Source organism: Streptomyces sp. ICC4 (assembly GCF_003287915.1).
Lineage (GTDB): Bacteria > Actinomycetota > Actinomycetes > Streptomycetales > Streptomycetaceae > Streptomyces > Streptomyces tritrimontium.
In genome coordinates, this window is record NZ_CP030286.1 from 51,174 (window position 1) to 71,912 (window position 20,739).

A 20,739-nucleotide genomic window follows, 5' to 3' on the forward strand; every position below is an offset into this window, starting at 1 on the left:
CCGAAGGACCCCACACCATGACCAGCCTCACCGGCCCGAGCATCATCGACGCACAGCTCTCCCTCGCCGCCGTCCGGCGTGCCCGCGAAACGGACCTCACCGCACTACGTCGCCGCCTCGACGACGGGATCAGCCAGGCCCGCACCTTCCGCGACCCCGACCTCACCGACGAGGCGAACGCCCGTCGCCGGACGGAAATGGAACGTGCCGCCCGCGAGCGCGCAGGCACTGAACTGGACGGCATTGAGCGCACGACCAAGGCGGCAGCCGACCAGATCCGCGCATACGCCGAACGCACCTCGACGCCGACCGAGCGCGACGCAACCGAGCAGCTCCTCGCCGAGACCCGCCGGGGACGCGCGTGGGACCGCACCCGAGCCCTGCTCGACGCCGGCCGCAGCGCTGCCGATGTGATCGGCTCGGCAGACGTCGACACCCTGCGCGCTCTGCGCGTCGAACTCCCGTTGTACCTCGCTGCCAGGAGCCCCAAGCCCGAAGGCTTGGCCGGCCTCGACTGGACCGAACCGGACCCGGCCCCCGTGCTGCGCACGGTCGACCGGGCCCTCGTTGACCGCCTGCCCAAGGACCAGAGCGCGGCCCTGCGCATCCGCCTCGACCTCGACCAGGCCGAGCCCGGCCTGCGGGAAACCGTCGCCGGTCTGCGGCGCCAGGTCGACGGCTCAGCCGACGGCGGCGACGGTCTGCGCAGTGCCATCGCTGCCCGCTTTGCCGACCAAGAAGCGGCACAGCTCGATGCGTAGCTGACGGAGTGCGCCCTACAGCACAGCCCCGCCAACCAGCGGGGCTGTGCGTATGGGAGAACGTCAGGCCCAGTCGGCCGACGGCTGGGCCACGTCCCATCCGCCGATGTGAGGCTGGGGAGCGTGCTTGGCGGCGCCGGGCGGCAGCGCGGCGAGGCAGGCGGCCGAGCAGGCGTTGACGAGCAGCGGCAGGACGTCGGTGGCGACCACGAGCGAGATCCACCGCTGGTGAAGCTCTGATCCCTCCACCGGCCGGTCACAGACACTGCACGCACTGATGGCTGTCGTGCCCCACCGCTTCGGGTCCAGCGCAGCGAGGTGACCGCCGGATTGAGAATCGCCCGTCGTCCGCAGCCGGGGAAAGGGCGGGCGCAGCTTGAAGTTACCGAACAGCGAGCGGGTGCTGACCGTGCTCCGCACCAGCTTCGAGCAGCGGGTGATCTCGTACGGGAACCAGTGCAGCCGGTGGGAGGTGTACGGGCTGAACTCCTCCAGGCTGCTCATAGCGCCGATTTCCGGGGGAATCCGCACCAGGTTGCTGCCATAGAGCCTCAGATGCTTGACCGCGGTCAGCCGGCCGATGCTCGCGGGCAGCGTGATGACGTCTCGCCGCTCTTGCGGGCTGAGCTCGACGAGCGGGTTGAATTCCTCCCTGCCGTCCGCGACCGCCTCTTCGACGAGCCCGAGAAGACGCAGCCAACCCGCCGAGGACGTGTCCTGCTGCTCGCCGTGAAACCCGACCCGGGCGCGCGGGTGCACCCTGTACTGATCGAAGCAGGTGCAACGTTCCCGGTGGAGGGGCTGACCATCCGGCCCGATTCCTTCGGGCCATCGGTTCGCGAACAGGCGGGGCTCGGGGGGTGTGGCATCCATACGATCAAGATAGGAACCCGGCAGGACGATCGCACTGGGTTTCGGTACTAAGCGCTGTGCACATCCTGGCTGCTGCGATGCCTGGACCATGCTCGGGCGGCAGCGATCAGCGGGGCGCGGTGCGGCGCCGGGTCGGCAGCGGCGCGGCTCTCCCAGACGCCACAGAGGGTGGCGGCGAAGGTGGCGACGGCCGAGGGCTCTGCGGAGTAGTAGGCGGGCACCGCTCGGGCAAGGGCTTCGGCTTGCTCCGCGGTGTGGCCGGCGTGAATGAAGCGAGGGATGGCGAACGCTGTGTCTGCCCACGCCGGGCCGGGACAGGCCAGGGCCCAGTCCAGTACGCGGATTCCGTTCGCGGTGGCCAGCATGTTCAGCGGTGACACATCGGAGTGGACGAGGGCACGGCCTTCGAGGTCGGTGCAGCGGTCGTCAGGGAAGAACCCGGCCCAGCGAGTGTGCAGCGGCTTCTTGCGGACCTGCTCCGGCCACGACGCCTCGGACATCGTGGTGAGAGTGCCGAGGTAGGGGCCGAGGTCGGATGAGCCGGGGCTGAGGTCCGGGTGCGGGCCGACGAGGTACTCGTACCCGGTGAGCAGCCACCCGCCGGCGTCGACCTGCCAGAGCACGCGGGCGGCGAGCGGTGCGACTCGGGTCACGCGCGCCTCGTAGTCGTACATCCACGCTGTGGGCTCGTCGCTGCGGGTGCCCTTGACGAAGACCGGCCCGGCGGCGGTGTGGAGGGTGCAGGCGAGACGGGCCATGACGCCGGTCTCGGCGGTCTCGGCGTGCTCAACGGGGCCGGTGTAGGTCTCGACGGCGCTACGGGCCTCGGGTGGGAGTTCAAGCCATGCGGTGCGGTCCACCCGCTTACTCCTCGTGCAGAACGGAAGCCGGTCCCCGGCTCGGCCACAGAGTGGCACAAGCCGAGGACCGGCCGCAGGCGGTACGTCAGGCGTACTTGGGGCTGTTGTGGCAGTTGGCGTGGCACTGCGAGCAGTCGGCGAGGTCCAGCTCGGGCCAGAACTCCATGTCGATCACGAAGCCGGACGCGACGATCGCGTCGACCGTCCGGGCGCGCAGGGCCTTGCCGCCGCCGTGTTCCTCCTTGTCGAGGAACCCGGGCTGGTGGTGGACGAACTTGCCGATCGTCCCCGAGCAGAAGTCCTGGTACGCCTGCGTGTGCAGCAGGAAGGCGTGCCAGAAGTCATCGACGAGCGGCGACGGGCTGAGCGGGGTGTCGCTGTACGCGCCCGCCGCGAGGAAGGCGATCATCTGCCCGACGCCGCGGTCGGCCTTGTCATCGGTCAGCTCGGGGAACTTGGCCTGCATGTTGGACACGAGCGTCGCGCGCAGCTTGGCGCCGATCAGATTCCGCGCGTCGGTCGCGGGACGCTCCTGGATTACGGTCACGGTCCTTGCCTCCTTGGTCAGTGGTGCATGGGACGTGCTGTGAAGCGCCTCGGCCGGCGCGACTGGGGACGGTGCCTACCGAGGCGTGCCCCGCCCGCCCGGGTCTTGTCGGGTCATCCGAGCGGGCGGGGAGATCAGAGCGCCGGGAATCCGGCGTCGGGGATGGCCATGGCCGACAGTGCGTCGCGGTGCCCGAGCTCAGCGGTGGTCATGGTGGCGAGCGCAGCGAATCCTGCGGCGGTGCCCAGCACCCATATCCAGCTCAGGAAGCGGCCCACCGGATCGCCGGATGCGGCCCCGCGCTGCGTAGCATGGCGCGCGGTCATGCTGCGTTCTCTTGTGCCTGCTCGCGCTGGGAGATGAGTCGCTCGAACTGGATCGCGTACAACTCGACCTGGTCCGGGGTGAGGACGAGCAGGGACTCGGCCGTACCGCCGTCGTCGTAGTGGACCAGGACCGGCAGCGCGCTCTGCTGGGCCCGGTGGTCGTACACGGCGTCGCGCCGCATCGGGGTCACGTACGTGGCCTGCGCCGGGACGGGGCGCAGGGTAGTTCCGTCAGCCGGCGCCGACCACTCGTCGCCACCGCCCGGCGGACGCAGGTGGTAGGTGCTGGCGCCCACTCTGGGCAGCGTCACGATGACGCCGATTCGCCCGTCCTTGGCGGTGTCGCGGGCGAGGTCGCCGAGTCGTGGGTAGAACGGTCCGGCCGTCCCTAACTCGCCACCCTGTGAAGGGAGATGGGGTGTTGGTCGTCCTGTCATGCCTCAGAAGTTAGGGGCGGGTCAGGGGCCCAATATGAATCGGAGGAATACCGCCCTCATCCGTCCAGGTGGAAGCGGTCTGACATACGGCGCAGCTTTTCGCGGGTGGCGATCCGCTCGGCGTAGACAATGCCTCGGAGGGTCGACCGGGCGATCGGATGGTTCCGTACGAGCTGGGGGGCGATCCGCTCCGCGGTCTCCAGCTCCGCGAGCGCGCGGTCACGGTTGCCGTCCCACAGCCACGCGCGGGCGAGGTCCATGTGGTGATGGCCCTGACGGGAGTTGGGTAGAGCGGCGACGAGCTCGGGGGCCGTGCGGCGGTTTATGGCGAGGGCCTTGGTCTGCTCGCCGGTCTCCAGGGCGACGCTGATCGCGTGGATCTGTACGTTGCCCGGGGAGAAGGTGACCGAGTGACGGTCGTAGATCGGCGGGTTGTGCTGGCCGGTCATCCTGCGGGCGGCGTCGCGGGCGTGGTTGATCCGCTCATCGGCCTCGACCGGTCGGCCGGCACGGGCCGCGGCGACGGCGGCGCGCAGGTGGAGCGTGCCCCACATCCGTAGGGCGAGGGGCTCGCCGAGCTCGTATTCGCGCTGCACGCTGGCGATGGCCTTGTCGGACAGGGTGAGCGAGTCGTCCCAATCTGCCGTGGCCCACATGTCCCAGACGCGCATCCAGTCGGCGAGCGCGGGCATGACGGGGTCGGCCGAGAGACGGGCGGCCCATGCGGCGCGTTCGGCCGCCATTGCGACGAGCTCGGGGTGCCCGAGGGCGTGCGCGGCGGTGTGGGCGAACTTGCACGCCACGGCGTAGATCGCGAACGCTTCCTCGCGCTCGTGGCCGGTCGCGGCCTCGGCCAGGGCGCGGGCCTCGCGGAGGAGGTCGGGGAGGGTGGCGAGGATCGCCGTGTTGGCCGCCGCATCTCGCAGGCGGTGCAGGCGGGTCATGTCCCGCCACAGCTCACCGGACGCGCGCGGGGCGCCGTCGAAGATCGGCGCGAGGTCGTAGCGGCGCAGCTCGCGCAGGATGGATGCGGCTGAGACCTGCCACTGATTCTCGGCGGGGCTACTCGCGTACGGCCGGCCGATCAGGTCATTGGGATGCACGTGCAGCTCGGCGGCCACGAGGTTCAGCAGCCCGACCCGGTCCAGCTCGATCAGGCCGCGCTCCATCTTGGACACCCAGCCCTGTGTCTTCCCCAGGGCGGCAGCGAGGTCAGCCTGTGGCATCCCAAGTCGCAGCCGTGCCCGCCGTACGCGACGGCCGATCTCTTCTGCTTCCTCCAACATCCGGGCGCCTCCATCTGTTGTGATCTATCAGACTCCGCTTGCTAGCAACGTACCCATGAGCGGGCTGACTTGGGCGAAGCTGGATTTGGTCATGACTGCCGGGCGCTGGCTTGTGAGCCCGGCGCCCGGTCGAGTGCACAACACTGGGGGCTATTTGTGGCCTGCCGCCCTTAGGAGGACAGGGACGAAGCTGGGGCCCTTGGCGATCTTGTCGAAGGAACTTTCTGTTGCTACGGAAAACGCGTCGCGTTCCCTGATCAGCAAGTAGAGAAGACTGAAGAGGGAGTCCTCGTCTGAGTGGGATTCCTGTTCGCTCAATTTTCGTAGTTGCTGGGGATTGTGTACGGCAGACCCGAGTAGTTCGGCTGCGCTGAGCATGGCCAGGTGAAACCGAAGGTCGGTGCGCTCGGATGGGTGGACATCATTCGCGAGAAATTCGTCTACGACGCGCTGCTGGCGGGCGAGCCACAGATATACAGGCAGCGGTGTTGTCGTGGAAAAATACTTCCTATAGTTGCTCGGGCTCTTGAGTAGACTGGACGGCCGTGAACGTGCGCTATGGGGTTCACTGAACCCCATAGCTGCCAGTGCTTGAGCAAGCAGAGGAATTCCGATAATTCGATTCGCCGGTTTCCCAAGGTTGCGGTAGTAATTCTTGCGGCGGTCGTAGAACCAGTCATGTTCGAGGAAGAAGGCTTCGATCTTTCGTTGATTGTCGTCCGTCGCGTGCAGAGAAGCATCGTGGACTTTGGTCTGCCTGTTTGTTGCACGGATTACTTTGTCCCGTTCCTCCATGTTGTTTGTTTTTAGGATTCGAACCTGGATGAGGCCGCTGAAGGAAGGGTGATTAGGTTCCTGATGTTGCAAGTCGCGCAGTGCTTCATGAACCGTGTGAGAGGTCTGTAGGCCGTTGACGATCTGGACATCATCCAGCGAGAAGACCTTCCCCCCTACGGTCCAGGCTCGTGAACATGTGATGGTTACTCCGTTGTTGAGCCACCAGAACTGTGGAGCGGAGTGGTCTAGGAGAGAGTCCCTAATTTCGCGGTTAACCTCGACGCCGCCCTCGTAGTCGCGCACGTTCCAGTCGAAAATGTGGCGGCGGAGAGCCCCTTCCTCGTCGCTGATGAAGCCGAGGTAGTCCCTCAGTGTTACGAGCGCAATATGGCTCGCTCCGTGGGTGATGCTTTCAGTGTATGGAAGTTCCAGTGTGTACGACCGTACTTGGTTTGATCGCTGCCACAGTTCTGATGCGCCAATGAATTCAACTTTTCCGACCCCTCCAGTGAATTTCGCGGCAAAAGCGCTCTCCAGGTCGCGCGCCTTCTTCTCGACTTTAGAATTCACGTCGGAGACTTCCCCGCGGCTTACGTACGAGAATCGGACTTCGACTTGTGGGTTTCGAGTGGCTATCGTTGTGAGTGTTCGTCGGAATCGCGAAACATTAGTTACGAGCTCAGCCCCGTACAGTTCTAGGAGGTCTTCCTCGGTCTCCTCCAGGTCCAAAAGGCGCCGGGTAGAAGAAGCGGCGAGGTCGATCGCCGTTTCCGTGAAGGACTTTTCGCGTTTGGCTTGAACAAGCCAGAGCAGGAGACGCGACCCCCGCGGGACATCGGCTGGTGGAGGGGTCTCGTCTTCTTCTGCGAGCAGCCGCTCGTTGAGGAAGACGAACACCCCGTCGATCGCGCCGTCCCCGCCGCCCCCGATCACCCCGGCTTGAATCTCCTCAAGGGAGAGGTCTCCTGTTGTGACTGCTTGCTCGCACGCGAAGACCTCGAAGATCTTGTCTGCGAGCAGCGGTGACACTGCTGCCCGTTGCTTGAGTACCTGATCAATCAGTACGAGGTCATTACTCGCCACTACGCAGCTCCTCACGCCCGAATCGCAGAGGGCAACTGCTCTGCGGAGGATGCACTTTGGGTGCATACCCGTCCATCATGCCGATGGTTTGGACGCGAGGGGCGCGTAGTCCGACTATTGCTTGGTCACCTTGCCGCTGGCGCGACTGTTGATCTTGTTAGCAACCCGGCCGGCGTGAGCCTTGACTGGTCAGGCGGGTCGGGTGGCGTGAGTGCCCTGGGAACCCGATGGGAACGGACGCGCCTGAAGGTGGTGTCAGTGATCGTCACGTTGAGGCGGTGAGCGTGGTCCCTGACCGGCCGGAAGGGCAGAGTTGATCACCCGGCGGCATCCTCCGGGCCGTCCTCGATCGGACTCATAATCCGTCGGCCGTGGGTTCGAGTCCCACCCGCCCCACCATGGCAGGTTAGAAGAAACCTTCTGACCTGCGAAAACACCTCTTTCGCGGCCGTGGGAGCCCTGCGCCGGTGTGGCGAATGTGAGGCGAAGGCTGCATCACGTGCACCTCGAAGGCCCCTGAGCTGGGGCTTTGCCCGTTCAGGCGTGGGACGGGTGGTCATCGGTCCCACGGCTGTCGTCCCGGCGCAGCTATGCCCAAGGCGTCTCTGTCCGGGAGCGCCCTTTGAGCCGCTTGCCCACCTCGCGCCGCGCGGCCGGTTCCGAACCCGCCAGCCCAGTACTGCCTCAGCCACAACCCACGCCTGACCCCGAGGTGCCGAGTCCGGTTGATGGCAGGCGCCTTCGCGCCGACGATGACTTCCTCGTGTGTCGTAGGAGCAGGGGTCACTTGTAGGAGCCACGATGCTCCGGCGCCGAACGGGGGCTCTACGCCAGAGTTGGTCTGGTGCTGCACGTCTTCTGCTGCCGATCACCTCCGTGCGCGTAGGGATGAGCTGGTGGTGAGCACGAGAGGCGTTCGGCCGAACTTCCCGGACCGAGCGCCTCTCGCGTCTGCTATTGGTGGGTCACTACGGGGAGTACGGCAGGTTGGCCATCGTCACCGTCGGGATGCTCCAGCGCTGGGCAGGAGTGCCGTTGCAGGTGACGAGCATGAGGGTGGTTCCCCAGGTTTGGCTTGCCCAGGGGTCGTCCAGGCACATGCTGGACTGCGGGTTGTAGAGGGTGCCGTCAGCGCGGGGGAGCCACTGCTGGCCGCCCTCGCCCTTGCAACTCGAGAAGACGACCGGGGTACCGGACGCCGTCTGGTTGCCGTTGGCCGAGACGCACTGCCCGTTGATGGCGATGCTGCCGTTCGCGTTGATGTCGAACTGCTGGGCGGGCGACCCGTTGCATCCCCAGATTGCGAGGCGCTGGCCGTCAGCGGTGTTGTTGTTCGGGGCGTCCATGCAGATGTCCGGCGATGCGGCGAAGCGGATCGGGACTTTGGCCGCCGATACAGCGGGCACGTAGTCCTGGTGGACGGACAGGTTCGCGATGCTGCCGCTCAGCCAGTTCGCCGCCTTGCTCTGGTATTTTTCGCGGCCGAGCACGAGCTGGCCGCTGGGTTCGGGGCTGGTGCTCGCCGCGTGGTGGCCGCTGGAGGCAAGGGTGCCGTTGACGTAGAGGCTCATCGCGCCTGTCGTGGCGTTGTAGGTGGCGGTGAGCTGGGTCCACTTGACCTTGTCGACGGCGTTCGCCGGAGTGACGGAGCTGTTGAAGTCGTAGGGCCAGCCGTCATCGTCGCCCTTGGCGATGGCGAAGCGCCAGTCCTTGCCGTCGGACCAGAGCTTAAAGCTGCTCGCGTGTGCCAGGTCCTGGCTGACGATGGTGTTGTCCGCGGCCCCGTTCACCTTCGCCCAGGTGCTGACGGTGAAGGACTTCCGGGTGTCGACGACCTTGGAGGGGCCGGTGACCACCGAGTGGTCAGTGCCGTCGAAGGCACCGACCTGACGGTTCTGGCCGCCCAGACTGTCCGTGGGATACGTGACGTCCTGGGTTGTCGTGGTGTTGGCGACGCCCCCGGCGTTCATCGCCGGAATCGCGTTCGCATTGCCGTCGAGACGCCATTCGATCGTCGGCGCCCGTCCGCTCGCGCGCACCTGGTACTCGCCGTCGAGGCCGGTCACCATACGGATGCCCGCGACAGGTGCGTTCGTCGTACCTGCCCAGGAGTGAAGTGTGCCGGTGGAGTCCTGTGCCCAGAAGTCCGGGACGCCGTCGTCGTTCAGGTCGCCGTCGGAGCCCACTCGCGGATAGGTGGCGGCTTTGAGGTTCGCACCGATCCGGGTGGTCGGCTGCTTGGCCAGGCCGGTCACCACGAGAGTGAGGTCACGGTCTTCGGGGTCGTCGGGGTTCACGCTGCGCGAGGCAGTCGTCATCGCGTACTGGAAGACGTCCCCCGTGCTCCGGTCGCGGACCCAGAGGGCTGGTGCGGCGTCAGCGGTGGCACCGATCCGCAGGGCGTTCCCGGGAACGATCAGGTCCTTCCCGTCCCAGGGGATGCCGGCGTCGACCAGGGTGGGCACGGCCAGCTGCTGGTTGGACTGCATCGGGTAGAACCAGAGTTTGCCCGCTTCCACGGAGAGCAGTCCGGTGGCGTTCGTGACATCGCCATCAGGCGTGCGGCGGGTGGTCTTGGCCGGGCCTGTCATGGTGATCTGGCTCGAGTACTTCCAGGTCTTGCTCGTGTACCCGGCACAGGACGGGGTGTACGTCGTCACGAAGCAGATGGGCTTGTCGATCGGCTCCTTAGCGCCCAGGTTGTAGGTGCCGGGGTTGGCCAGGTTGTTGTCGTAGGCGAAGAGCGTCTCGCCTCCGATGGCACCGATGGCCGCCGGGTCCTGGTGGACGAAAAGGTCGTCCGCATTGAGGCCCGGATTGCGGGAGCCGCGGTGGGAGACCCGGTAGTCCTTCCAGGTCGTGCCGGCGCTCGTTTCCGGCCCCTGGAGGGCGCTGGCGGTGGTGCGACTGGGGATCATGCTGGCGGCGGTGCCGTCGCTGGCGCGGCCGTACGCGATGAGGTTGCCCTTGTCGTCCGGGAGCAGGATGTCGGGGCGGCCGTCGCCGCTGGTGTCCCCAAAGGCGGCCGGGCCGGGCTTCCAGGGAACGTAGAAGGCGTAGGACATGGTTTGCGAGGCGTTGCCGGCTTCGTCGAGGACGCGCGCGTAGACGATGTTGGTGCCCCAGTGCGTGGGCTTGACGCTGATGCCCGTGAGGCTCTCGGCGTCACATTTTCGGGTCACGTCGGTGAGCTGCGGGTTGAAGCCGAACTCGATACAGGCCAGGCCCGACTTGCGCAGAACCGTACCGGGGCTTGCGCCGGAGGGGACGACCGGGCTGGCGTCAGAGGCGACGACAGGGATGATGCCGGTGTCGCCGAGGCCGAGCTTGGTGACCCGGCCGTCACCCGACGGTGGGAACTGCTTGGCCAGGTCGGTCGCCGGTTCGAACTTCATGACCGGCGGGGTGAGGTCCACTGCGAAGTGGCAGGTGGTGCTGGCGGGACCGCGGAGGAGACCGTCGTCGCCGCGGGTGGCCCAGGCGTAGTTGTGGCCGTCCTTCAGAGTGCCGTAGGGCGTTGTGTACCGTGCCTCGCTGCCCGTTCCCACGAAGCCGGACCAGCCCTGATCGGCGGTCCCTGGGTCGGTCATGTCGAAGAGGTCCACCCATTCGGTGAGCTGACTCTGGTTGGGGCTCTTGACGGTGGAAGCGAGGGTGACGTTGCTTGTTGTGATCCACCCGTACTGTGCCTCGGCCACGGTGCCGCAGGCCTGCGTATCACCGGCCACGACGCGGCGCGGGGCCGGGACGGTGCGCGGGTTCTCCGGGGGCAGGGGCGGGAAGTCGTACTGCGTGCTCAGGGTCGCGTTGTACGAGAAGCGCTTGAAGCCGATCTTGTCGCCGGTGCCTTCCGGTCCGCGCAGGGCGAAGGCGAGCGGTTTGCCGGTGTCGCGGATCGCGTCGCGCATCGCACCCGTGACGTTGAAGTCCACGGGGACGTCGCCGTAGCAGTCGGAGCTGTTGCCGTTGCCGGGAACGTTCTGGGCGCCGATCCACTCCCGGATCTCGTGCTTATCCCAGGACACCGAGCTGTCGAACTCCCGGGCCCGGTAGACATCCACGGAGTACTTGTTCGTGCACGACCAGTCCGCGGAGATGTACTGGCTCACGCGCAGGGTGGCTGAGTTGATGGTCGCGCCGGCGTATCCGTTGACGGCGAACTCGTACAGGGAGCGCTCGATGCCCTTCGCGGTCTCCCAACCCTGGTAGCCGACGCCCGGGTGGTCACGGTCGGTCGAGCCGGTGCGGTCGAAGTTGCCCGTGCCGGGCCAGGCGGAGCCGACCCAGGCGTGGTGCTGCTTGCCCCGGGCATCGGGAGACCAGGACGGGTCCACGTAGATCGGGTAGCTGGTGTTGTTGCCGTCGAGCAGGTCCGGACTCGGCGCGAGCGCGATGGCTCCGGAGGCCTCAGCACCGGAGCCGGTCACTTCGGCGCGGGTGACGGGAATGGTTGCCACGCTGGCCCCGATGCCAGGCCCCTGAGCACTGCTCAGAACAGGCTTGGGGCCGGAGGGCCCCGCCGATACCTCGACGGCGTCGAGGGCCGCAAACTTGGCACCTCCATTGCTGGGCTGGCGCGGTTCCTTGGCGGACCACATGAGCGGAGCCGGCGCCCGGAAGGCGGCACCGTCACCGCCATCGGCTGTGAGGCCGCCGTCCTCACTCTTCGAGAGAGTCAGGCCCTTGGTGGTGGTGGGGAAGACCAGGTTGTGCACGGCCGGGTTCGCGGCCGCGGCTGGGGTCCGGAGGATCACGACCGTGGTGTAGCCGCCCCACTTGGTGGCGTTCACCTGAAGGTCGGTGTCGGGAGCGACGTTCTGGAACAGCGCGCCGTTGCCGGTGAGCACCGGCTTGGACAGGGCGCCCGGGAAGGGCGAGGACACCGACAGTTGCTTGCCCTCCTCGGTGGTCATGGTGGCCAGGGGACCCGTACCGCCACCGGAGACGGTCAGCCCGGAACTCGACGCCTTCGGCACGACTGTGCCGTCCGCCCCCACGATCAGCGCGTCGTCCAAGGTCAGCCACTTGCCCTGTGTGCTCTTCGTGCGCTCCGGCAACAGGCTCTGCTCGGTACGCAGCTTGCCTTCCGGAGTCACGACGGTTGTGGCGTACTCCGTGGTGAGCTCGGGCACAGGAACGTCCTTGCCGGTCCGCACCGCCTCGACCCGAGCCTTCTCGGCAGGGCCGACAGGGGCCGGTACCGAGGGGGAATCCCCGGCCGCCCCCGAGCCGGGCTGCGAGGTCGCCGCTTGCGCGGCGTGGGGCGCCGACAGCAGCAGAGCCGCGAAAAGGGCCAACGCCACGGTGGCTGATATCGGTCGGTGTGATCCCTGACGCGCCTGGCTCGGGAACGATGAGTTCGACAAGGTTCGCGGGCCGGGCCTTGGTTTGTTGGTCACGTCTTTACGCCCCCCATTGCGTGTGTGTCTCCATGCAATTTCGCACAGAGATCTGAGGAACTCTGACAGGAAGAAACGCACTCAGCAATGTGCGATCTGCGGTTTCTTGCCCTTATGTCGGATGTGACCGTCAAATCGTGCGGTGATCTTGAGCACGCACGTTGACTGACCAGCCAGATTGGCCCGAACCGGCCTGGCGGAATGCCGGATGCACCGGCTACGCCGAGGCGCGACGCGGTGTCAGGGATGTACGCGCATGGATCGGAACTCGCTTTATGTGCAAGCGTGTTGATCTAATGGGGTGGCAGACCCTCATGCCCAACCGCGCCGAGTCGCGGGAGACGCTTGCGGATGGAGCCCGTACGGCAGGACATTCACCCGCGCAGCCGCCCTTGCGTGAGTCCAGGGGTCTGGGTGAGTCCACAGCTCCGCATGTGGCAGGATCCCCCCCCGGAATCTGGCAGCTATGCCGACGGCGATACTCTCGTGCGACTTGTGGAGCATGCAGTTTTCACGGCCGCCCCACCCGCTCACACCAAGCTCCACGGGTTCAGGTGGGGACCGGATCGCCTTGCCGGGCTCACGCTTCTCCATCACGCCCAGGGTGCAGAAGGGGGCGAGATCGGCCGGCAGGGCTGCGAAAGTGCAGCGACCTGGCCTAGGGATTTTCAGCCAGAAAGCCGTGACCCGCTCCCGCGTGATGTGAAACACTTTCAGATCTCAAGATTTTGTCGACTCTAGAGCATATTTGCAGGTAAATTCCCTGCGATTGAGTCGTTGATCATCAGGGATCACGGCCATCTTGGCCAACTCCGGGGGGAGTTACGATGCCAGTCCTTGGCATGCGTAGAAATAATCAAAAATATCGGACACGAGCCACCTTTCCGATTGTTCTTGCCCTGACGACATCCCTGCTCTCCGTGCCCATTGGGCAGGCAGCAGCAGCCGGGCCCGATTTCAGCAAGGCTTGGAAGCCCCCACACACGCCGCTCCCGAGAACCGCGTCGCTGAAGGTATCCCCGGCCCGTACGGCCGGAGAGGTCAAGCCTCCCTTTGCCGTTCCCGAGCGGCCGAAGCCGGGACAGGCTCTTGAGGCACGGCCGGCCCAGACCGGCACGGCGGATCTGGCGGCCGCTCGGCCCGGCGTTCCCGCCCGCGCAGGCGACCTGCCGGTGTGGGTAGCGGCCGCGGGTACGACGGACGCCGCAGGCGTCACCGTCACGGTCTTCCGCGGTGACTCGCGCTCCACGGCTGGGGCCGGAGTCCACGGCGAGCTGCTCACGCTCTCAGCCACGCGTCCGGGCGCCACGACAGGGTCCGTCCCCACTCGGGTCTCGCTCGACGTTGCCGCCCTCCAGGCGGCGACGGACGGACAGTTCACTTCCCGCGGCCGGTTGGTGGCCCTCCCCGCCTGCGCCGCTGTCACACCCGAGCGCGCCGAGTGCCGCGAGCGCACGCCCGTGGCCATGGACTACGACAAGGCCACCGGCCGTGTGAACGCCGACGTGGCCGTCCCGCTCCCGGGCCGCTCGGTGCTCGCGCCCTCGGCCAAGCAGTCCGGACAGTCTTCTGCGGCCTCGTCGGCCGCCGCGCCGCCCGCCGCGCCCGCGCAGGGCGTCGTACTTGCAGCGGAAACCGGCCCCTCGGGCGGTGGCGGCTCCTACACCGCCACATCGCTGGCCTCGTCGTCCGGGTGGGCCGCCGGCACGGCCGCCGGCGCAATGACTTACGGCTACCCGATCGAGACGCCGTCCACCCTGGGCGGCGTGACACCCAGCGTGGAGCTGGGCTACAACTCCGCCTCGGTGGACGGCCGTACGTCCGCCACGAACTCTCAGGCCTCTTGGGTAGGAGAGGGCTGGGACTTCAATCCCGGCTACATCGAACGCACATTCAAACCCTGCCACAAGAACGGCATCGACACCTCTGGTGACCTGTGCTGGGGCGGATTCAACGCCGTCATCTCCGCGGGTTCCCACAGCGGGCGGCTCGTCCGGGGTGACAACCAGGGCTCAGCCGGCGCCACCACCGACGCGGCCACCGGCACCTGGCGCCTGAGCGCGGACGACGGAAGCAAGGTCGAGTTCTTCTCCGACGCCGCCAACGGCGTTCCGGGCGGCACCTACGCGAAGATGACGGACAGCTCCGGCACCGCCTTCTACTTCGGCGTCAACCACCTGCCCGGCGGAGACAAGACCGACCCGGCCACCAACTCCGTCTCCAGCGTCCCGGTCTACTCTCCGAAGAGCGGCGACCCCTGCTACGACAGCGCCAAGGGCAAGGCCTCGTACTGTCAGATGTGGCAGCGCCTCTCCCTCGACTACATCGTCGACGCGAACGGCAACCTCACCACCTACACCTGGGCTCCCGAGACCAACTGGTACGAACGCGGCGGCGGCCAGAACGCCGGCACCGGCAGCCGCACGGAATACACCCGCGCCAACACCGTCCAGAAGATCGCCTACGGGCAGCGGCTGAGCGAGCAGATCGCCGCCAAGGGAACACTCGAGCCGGCGGCCCGTGTCACCTTCGGCACGGACGAACGCTGCGATCAGGCCGTCTGTGACGCGGCCAACCGCACCGCGGCCAACCAGACCCACTGGCCCGACGTCCCCATCGACCAGGAGTGCAAGAAGGCCGGCACCTGCACCAACTACAGCCCGACCTACTTCACAACCAAGCGGCTGGCCAACATCACCACCCAGGCCCGCATCAACAAGGCCTGGAAGGACATCGACTCCTACGCACTCAAGCACTCCTTCCCCTCCCCGTCGGACGCCACCAGCCAGAAGGTCCTGTGGCTCGACTCCGTACTGCGCACGGGCAAGGCCGAGACCCCGGCCGCAGCCCTGAAGCCCGTCACCTTCACGCCCGTCATGCTGCCCAACCGGGTCGACGGCACGGATCTGGTACCGGCACCGCCGATCATGAACCGCGCGCGGATCCAGCAGATCAAGACCGAGACCGGCGCCGTCCTCAACGTGGACTACAACCTGCCAGGATGCTCCCGCGTCAACAAGGTGATGCCGGCCGCCGAAGACAACAACACGATGGCCTGCTATCCGGTCCGGTGGTCCCCGCAGGGTTCGCTCGCGAACGCGGACCCGGTCCTGGACTGGTTCAACCACTACACGGTCAAGTCCGTCACCGAGAACGACACCACCACGGACGCGCCGCAGAAGCTCACCGCCTACACCTACGGTCCCGCTGCCTGGCACCGTGACGACAGTGAGTTCACCGAGTCCAAAGCGCGCACCTGGGGAGATTTCCGCGGCTTCACCACCGTGACCTCCACCGTCGGCAGCGGCACGGACGGCCCGCGCTCCCAGTCCCGTACCACGTACCGGACCGGCATGAACGGGGACAAGCGCAAGGACGGCACCACCCGCAGCGTCCACCTCACCGATGCTCTAGGCCGGGACGTCACCGACGACGCCTGGCTCAGCGGTGCGGCACTGCAGACCGAGACCTTCGACCAGGCGGGCGGCACCGTCACCGCACGCAGCGTGAACTCCGCGTCGGGCGAAGCGGAGACCGCGAGGCACATCGTCGGAGGTGGCCTGCCCGACCTGGTGGCCCGGTACAACGCCACCACGACCACGGCAATCGGCCAGGAGCGCAAGGCCGACGGCACCTGGAGTACCCAGACCACCACGACGCATACCGACAAAGACCACAACAATCGCGTCGAGACCGTACTCGACCAGGCGGACGGCCTGCCGGATCTGTGCACCCGCAACAAGTACGCGGTCGCACCGGACCCGCAGCGCACAGCCCTCGTCTCCGAGACGCTCACGGTCTCCGGAGCCAACGCCTGTAAGGCCACGCCGGACGCTACGAACACCGCGTCCGCCCAGCGGATCCTGTTCGACAACAAGCCGTACGGTGAGGCCGGGGCGACCGGTACGACGTCGGGCACCCAGACGCTGGACCACTACAACGCCGACGGAATCGCCTCTTACACCACCAGCTCCCTCCTCACGTCCGACGTCTACGGCCGCGGGACGACCGTGACCGACCCCCGCACCACCGACGCCCAGCACCCTGCGGGCTCCACCGCCAGCGTCACCTACACCCCGGCGGCGCCCGGCGAACTCCCGCAGAGCATCACCGTCTCCGCCCCCGCGCCCGGGGTATCCGGGGCCACATGGGACACGGTGAACACCTTCGGGACCCGCCGCAGCACCAGCCTCACCAGCACGGACCCCAACGGCAAGGTCACGACCCAGACCTATGACGCCCTCGGGCGCATGACGGCGGTCTGGCTGCCGGGCAGGTCACCGCAACTCAACCCCGACGCGGCGAACGTCACCTTCGCCTACGTGGTGTCCGACACGGCAGGTGTGCCGTCCACGCGCACGACCAGCACCCTGACCAGGGACGGCGGCACACCGGTCCGCACGAAGTCCATCGACCTGCTCGACAGCTTCGGCCGCACCCGCCAGACTCAGTCCACCTCGCCCAACCCCGAGTACACGGGCCGGCTCATCAGCGAGACCCGCTACGACTCCCAGGGCCGACCGGCCACGGTCAACGCCACCGCGTACAACGAAGATGCCGGCCCCTCCGGTACCCGAGTGGTGGCCGCGGACAGCACCATCGCCCAGCAGACCCGCACCTCCTACGACGGCCGAGGCCGAGCGATCGTGTCCGCCTCCTGGTCGAACGGCGTGGAGCAGTCCCGTACCACGACCAGCTATCCGGACGCGGGCCGTACCGACGTCGTGCCGCCCCAGGGCGGTTACCCGACCACACGTTCGCCGACATCCGCGGACGCGCCACAGAGCTCTGGCAATACAGCACGGCCACAGCCACCGGCAATCGCGCTGACGCGACCATCACGGCATACACCTACACACCCACCGGTTCCCCCGAGACCCGCAAGGACGCGGCAGGCAACACCTGGCGATACACCTACGACCTCCAGGGACGCCAGACCCAGTCCACCGACCCCGATTCCGGAACCAGCACGACCACGTACGACGGAGCCTCCCGGGTGGCGAGCACCACCGATGCCCGTGGCAAGAAGCTCGTCTCCACCTATGACCTGATCGGACGCAAGACCGGTCTCTACGCCGACTCCGTCACCGCGGACAAGCAGCTCGCGGGGTGGACCTTCGACTCCGTTGCCAAGGGCCAGCCGACCGCATCGATCAGGTACGCCGGAGGAAGCGGAGGCCAGGCTTACACGACGACGGTCAAGGGGTACGACGACGCCTACCGCGCCACGTCCTCCAGCATCACCATCCCCGGTCCCGAGGTGGGACAGGCGGCCGACGCCCCCTTCACCTACAACACCACAGCGGCGTACGACGCCCTGACGGGTCAGCTCACGAATTCCAGACTTCCCGCGCTGGGCGGCCTGCCGCTCGATAAACTCTCCTACTCGTACAACGACTACGGTCAGCTGTACAAATACGCCGGCGCGACCACGTACGACGTCCAGACCAAGTACGACGCCTACGGCAGGGTCCTCCGCTCCACGGTGAACCCCGACGCGACCCAGGTCGTGATCACAGCCGACTACGACCAAGCGACGGGACGTCTGCGCAAGCAGTTCCTGGACAAGCAGACCTCGCAGACCGGCGCGGTCCAGCAGACCGGGTACACCTACAACGACGCTGGCCGGATCACCTCCGTCACCACGATCCCGGACAACACCCCCACGGCCACCGACCGGCAGTGCTTCACCTACGACAGCCTCGGCCGGGTGACGACCGCCTGGACCGACACCGCGGGCATCACGGTCCCGCCCGCCGACCAGGGGCAGACCCAGGACCAAGGTCAGTGCACCAGCACCGCCCCCACTGCGGCGACGGTCGGCGGAAGCAACCCGTACTGGCAGGACTACACCTACGACATCACGGGCAACCGCAAGACATTCACCGACCACGACCTCACCGGCAACACCACGAAGGACACCATCACTACCCAGGCCTTCCCCGGCGCCGGAACGGCCAACAACGGGAACGGCCTCGGAGGCCCGCACGCGCTGACCAGCACCACCACCAAGACCGGCGCCTCGACCACGGCCGCCGGCAGCAACGGCTACGACGCCGTCGGCAACACGACCAGCATGTACACCTCGAAGACCGGCAACACAGGGCTGGTGTGGAACGCCGAAGGCAAGCTGGACAGCAACACCCCGCCCATCTCCATCACCGGCATCGGCGGCAAGTGCCTGGACATGCAGAGCGCAAGCTCCGCCAACAGCACACCTGTTCAGATCTACACCTGCAACGGAACCGGAGCACAGAAGTTCGCGCTGAGCGGATCCCTGCTCAAGGTATTCGACAAATGCCTCACCACCTCGGGCACCACAGCCGGCTCGACCGTCCTGCTCCAGCCCTGTGACGCCTCCGCATCCCAGACCTGGACCAAGCGCGCCGACGGCACCCTGTACAACGCCCAGTCAACACGTTGCCTGTCCGTACCCGGCAACGTCACCACCAACGGCACCGACGTCGTACTCGGCGACTGCGCCACCACCGTGCCCGCGGGCCAGAAGTGGACGGCCACCGACCAGACCACCTCGTACGTCTACGACGCGAGCGGTCTGCAACTCATCCAGCGCAACCCGGGCAAGACCATCATCCGGCTCGGCTCGGACCAGCTCACCTACGACACCGTCGCCAAAACCCTGACCGGTACCCGGTACTACCCGATCCCGGGCGGCCTGACCATGGTCCGCGAGGGCACGACGGTCATGTCGATCCAGCTCGCCGACCACCACGGCACCGGCCTGCTGTCCCTCGACTCGGGCACCCTCGCCGTCTCCCGACGCGCGTCGGACCCCTTCGGCAACCCCCGAGGCCCCCAGCCCGCACCCGGGGTCTGGGACGGAGACAAGGGCTTCGTCGGTGGCACCCAGGACGACAAGACGGGCCTGACGAACCTGGGCGCCCGCCAATACCAACCCTCAACAGGCCGCTTCATCACCACCGACCCGCTCCTCGTCGTCACCGATCCCCAGCAGTGGAACGGCTACGCATACAGCAACAACGACCCGGTCAACCTCTCCGACCCCTCCGGCCTGCGCCCCGATGGAACCTGCGGCGGCAATACAAGCACCTGCACGCCGAGCGATTCCCGCAGCGGTGCGACGGTCAACTACCACGAGTCGTGGCAGTACACGGGTAACGGCGGATGGCGCTGGCAGTCCTGGATCATCGATAAAAGCGAGACAGCTGCCAGGTCCGAACACTTCGTTCAGCCGTATCGAAGGTACGTTCACCCACGTCATCGCATGAAGGCGACCGGGAACACACTCGCCGGGGTAGCTCGATCTTTCATCGCCCCTGTTATTGACATGATGTCTCACACAGACCGTGGGGGAGAAGTCCACGACGGGGCGATGGGTCTCGCGGGTGTCGACACCGGGGGTGAGGAGTACGAGGACGGCAACAAACTAGGGTTTGTAATCGGACTCCTAAGCGGCCGCTCTGGGTTGAAAATCGGCCGCTTTGGGTTGAAAACCGGCCCACGTACGAAGCCACTCCCACCGTGCGTCCGCCATTCCTTCCTGCCCGGCACCAAAGTTCTCATGGCCGACGGATCTGACAAGAACATCGAGGACGTCGAAGTCGGAGATGTCGTTCTCGCAACAGACCCCGAAACCGGCGAGAACTACAAGAAGACCGTCCTTGATACGATCCTGACCAAAGACGACAAGGACTTCACCGAGCTCACTGTGGCCACGAAAGACGGCCCGCAGACAATCGTCGCCACAGACACCCACCCCTTCTGGGTCCCTGAACTCAAGGAATGGGTCGAGGCCGGCGACCTCAATGTGGGCACCTGGCTCCACTCCAGCACAGGCGACCGCGTCGAGATCATTGCACTCAACCGCTACACCAAACTCCAGCGCACCCACGACCTGACCGTCGACGACGTCCACACCTACTACGTACTCGCAGGTCGCGCACCGGTTCTCGTCCACAACACGACGGGTTGCGGACCGGACCTAGGAGCATCCTGGAAGGCTGCGAGCGACAGTAAGATCGTCGGTAGCAGCGGCTGTGAGGCATGTGCTGTGCACATTCAAGGAAGGCTTGGCGGAGGCGAAGTACTGGAAATTCTGCCGCAAATTCAAGGAAAGTATCCGACGTTGCCCTACAAGGGTAATGAGGGTGTTTGGTATAATCACTATGCCGTCGTCAAGGACGGCCGGGTCTTCGATAATTGGACCGGGCGGCATGGGGTACCAGAGGCGGATTACATGGCCCGCTTCTCCGACAGTGTCGGGGCCTTCCCGGTGGTGACGCGACGGGGTTCGCTCAAGCTCGACGGAAACGGGAACTATCAGTTCCATCCGGGGGGCGGTTAAGCCATTTGCCACCGATCAGGTAAAGATCTTGCTCGCGGAACACTCAGACGCGGAGTCGACCTTC

11 protein-coding genes are annotated in these 20,739 nt (G+C 66.6%); 3 read left to right on the forward strand and 8 right to left on the reverse strand.

Going from position 1 to position 20,739, the window contains the following annotated elements:
• Positions 1–17: 17 nt before the first annotated feature.
• Positions 18–761: a hypothetical protein gene (locus DRB89_RS00265; protein WP_112446315.1), complete on the forward strand. Its 744-nt coding sequence runs from the start codon at positions 18–20 to the stop codon at positions 759–761.
• A gap of 63 nt (positions 762–824) precedes the next feature.
• Here DRB89_RS00265 and DRB89_RS00270 read toward each other — a convergent pair whose 3' ends face one another.
• The 8 genes from DRB89_RS00270 to DRB89_RS00305 all read right to left on the reverse strand — a co-directional run bounded on the left by DRB89_RS00270 (position 825) and on the right by DRB89_RS00305 (position 12,082).
• The gene (locus DRB89_RS00270; protein WP_239515949.1) at positions 825–1,634 is read right to left on the reverse strand and encodes a leucine-rich repeat domain-containing protein; all 810 of its coding nucleotides are present in this window, start codon (positions 1,632–1,634) and stop codon (positions 825–827) included.
• A gap of 47 nt (positions 1,635–1,681) precedes the next feature.
• Complete coding sequence (locus tag DRB89_RS00275; RefSeq protein ID WP_112446313.1) at positions 1,682–2,494, reverse strand: phosphotransferase; 813 nt, start codon at positions 2,492–2,494, stop codon at positions 1,682–1,684.
• Between the two features lie 85 nt (positions 2,495–2,579).
• Positions 2,580–3,041, reverse strand: coding sequence for a hypothetical protein (locus tag DRB89_RS00280; protein WP_112446312.1), 462 nt, complete (start codon positions 3,039–3,041; stop codon positions 2,580–2,582).
• Between the two features lie 134 nt (positions 3,042–3,175).
• Positions 3,176–3,367 (reverse strand): hypothetical protein, encoded by a 192-nt coding sequence (locus tag DRB89_RS00285; protein ID WP_112446311.1) that lies wholly within the window; start codon positions 3,365–3,367, stop codon positions 3,176–3,178.
• Positions 3,364–3,663, reverse strand: coding sequence for a hypothetical protein (locus DRB89_RS44060; protein ID WP_239515950.1), 300 nt, complete (start codon positions 3,661–3,663; stop codon positions 3,364–3,366). Before DRB89_RS44060 ends, DRB89_RS00285 begins: the two co-directional genes overlap by 4 nt.
• A 197-nt stretch (positions 3,664–3,860) precedes the next feature.
• Positions 3,861–5,090 (reverse strand): helix-turn-helix domain-containing protein, encoded by a 1,230-nt coding sequence (locus DRB89_RS00295; RefSeq protein ID WP_112446310.1) that lies wholly within the window; start codon positions 5,088–5,090, stop codon positions 3,861–3,863.
• A 150-nt stretch (positions 5,091–5,240) separates the two neighbouring features.
• On the reverse strand, positions 5,241–6,950 hold the full coding sequence (locus DRB89_RS00300) for an AIPR family protein (protein WP_162688420.1): 1,710 nt from the start codon (positions 6,948–6,950) through the stop codon (positions 5,241–5,243).
• A gap of 968 nt (positions 6,951–7,918) precedes the next feature.
• Entirely contained in the window at positions 7,919–12,082 is a 4,164-nt protein-coding gene (locus DRB89_RS00305) for a ricin-type beta-trefoil lectin domain protein (protein WP_112446308.1), read from the reverse strand.
• 1,439 nt (positions 12,083–13,521) lie between these two features.
• Here DRB89_RS00305 and DRB89_RS00310 point away from each other — a divergent pair.
• The gene (locus tag DRB89_RS00310) at positions 13,522–17,400 is read left to right on the forward strand and encodes a hypothetical protein (RefSeq protein ID WP_162688421.1); all 3,879 of its coding nucleotides are present in this window, start codon (positions 13,522–13,524) and stop codon (positions 17,398–17,400) included.
• On the forward strand, positions 17,346–20,675 hold the full coding sequence (locus DRB89_RS00315) for a ricin-type beta-trefoil lectin domain protein (RefSeq protein ID WP_112446306.1): 3,330 nt from the start codon (positions 17,346–17,348) through the stop codon (positions 20,673–20,675). The genes DRB89_RS00310 and DRB89_RS00315 overlap by 55 nt, the downstream gene beginning before the upstream one ends.
• Positions 20,676–20,739 lie beyond the last annotated feature (64 nt).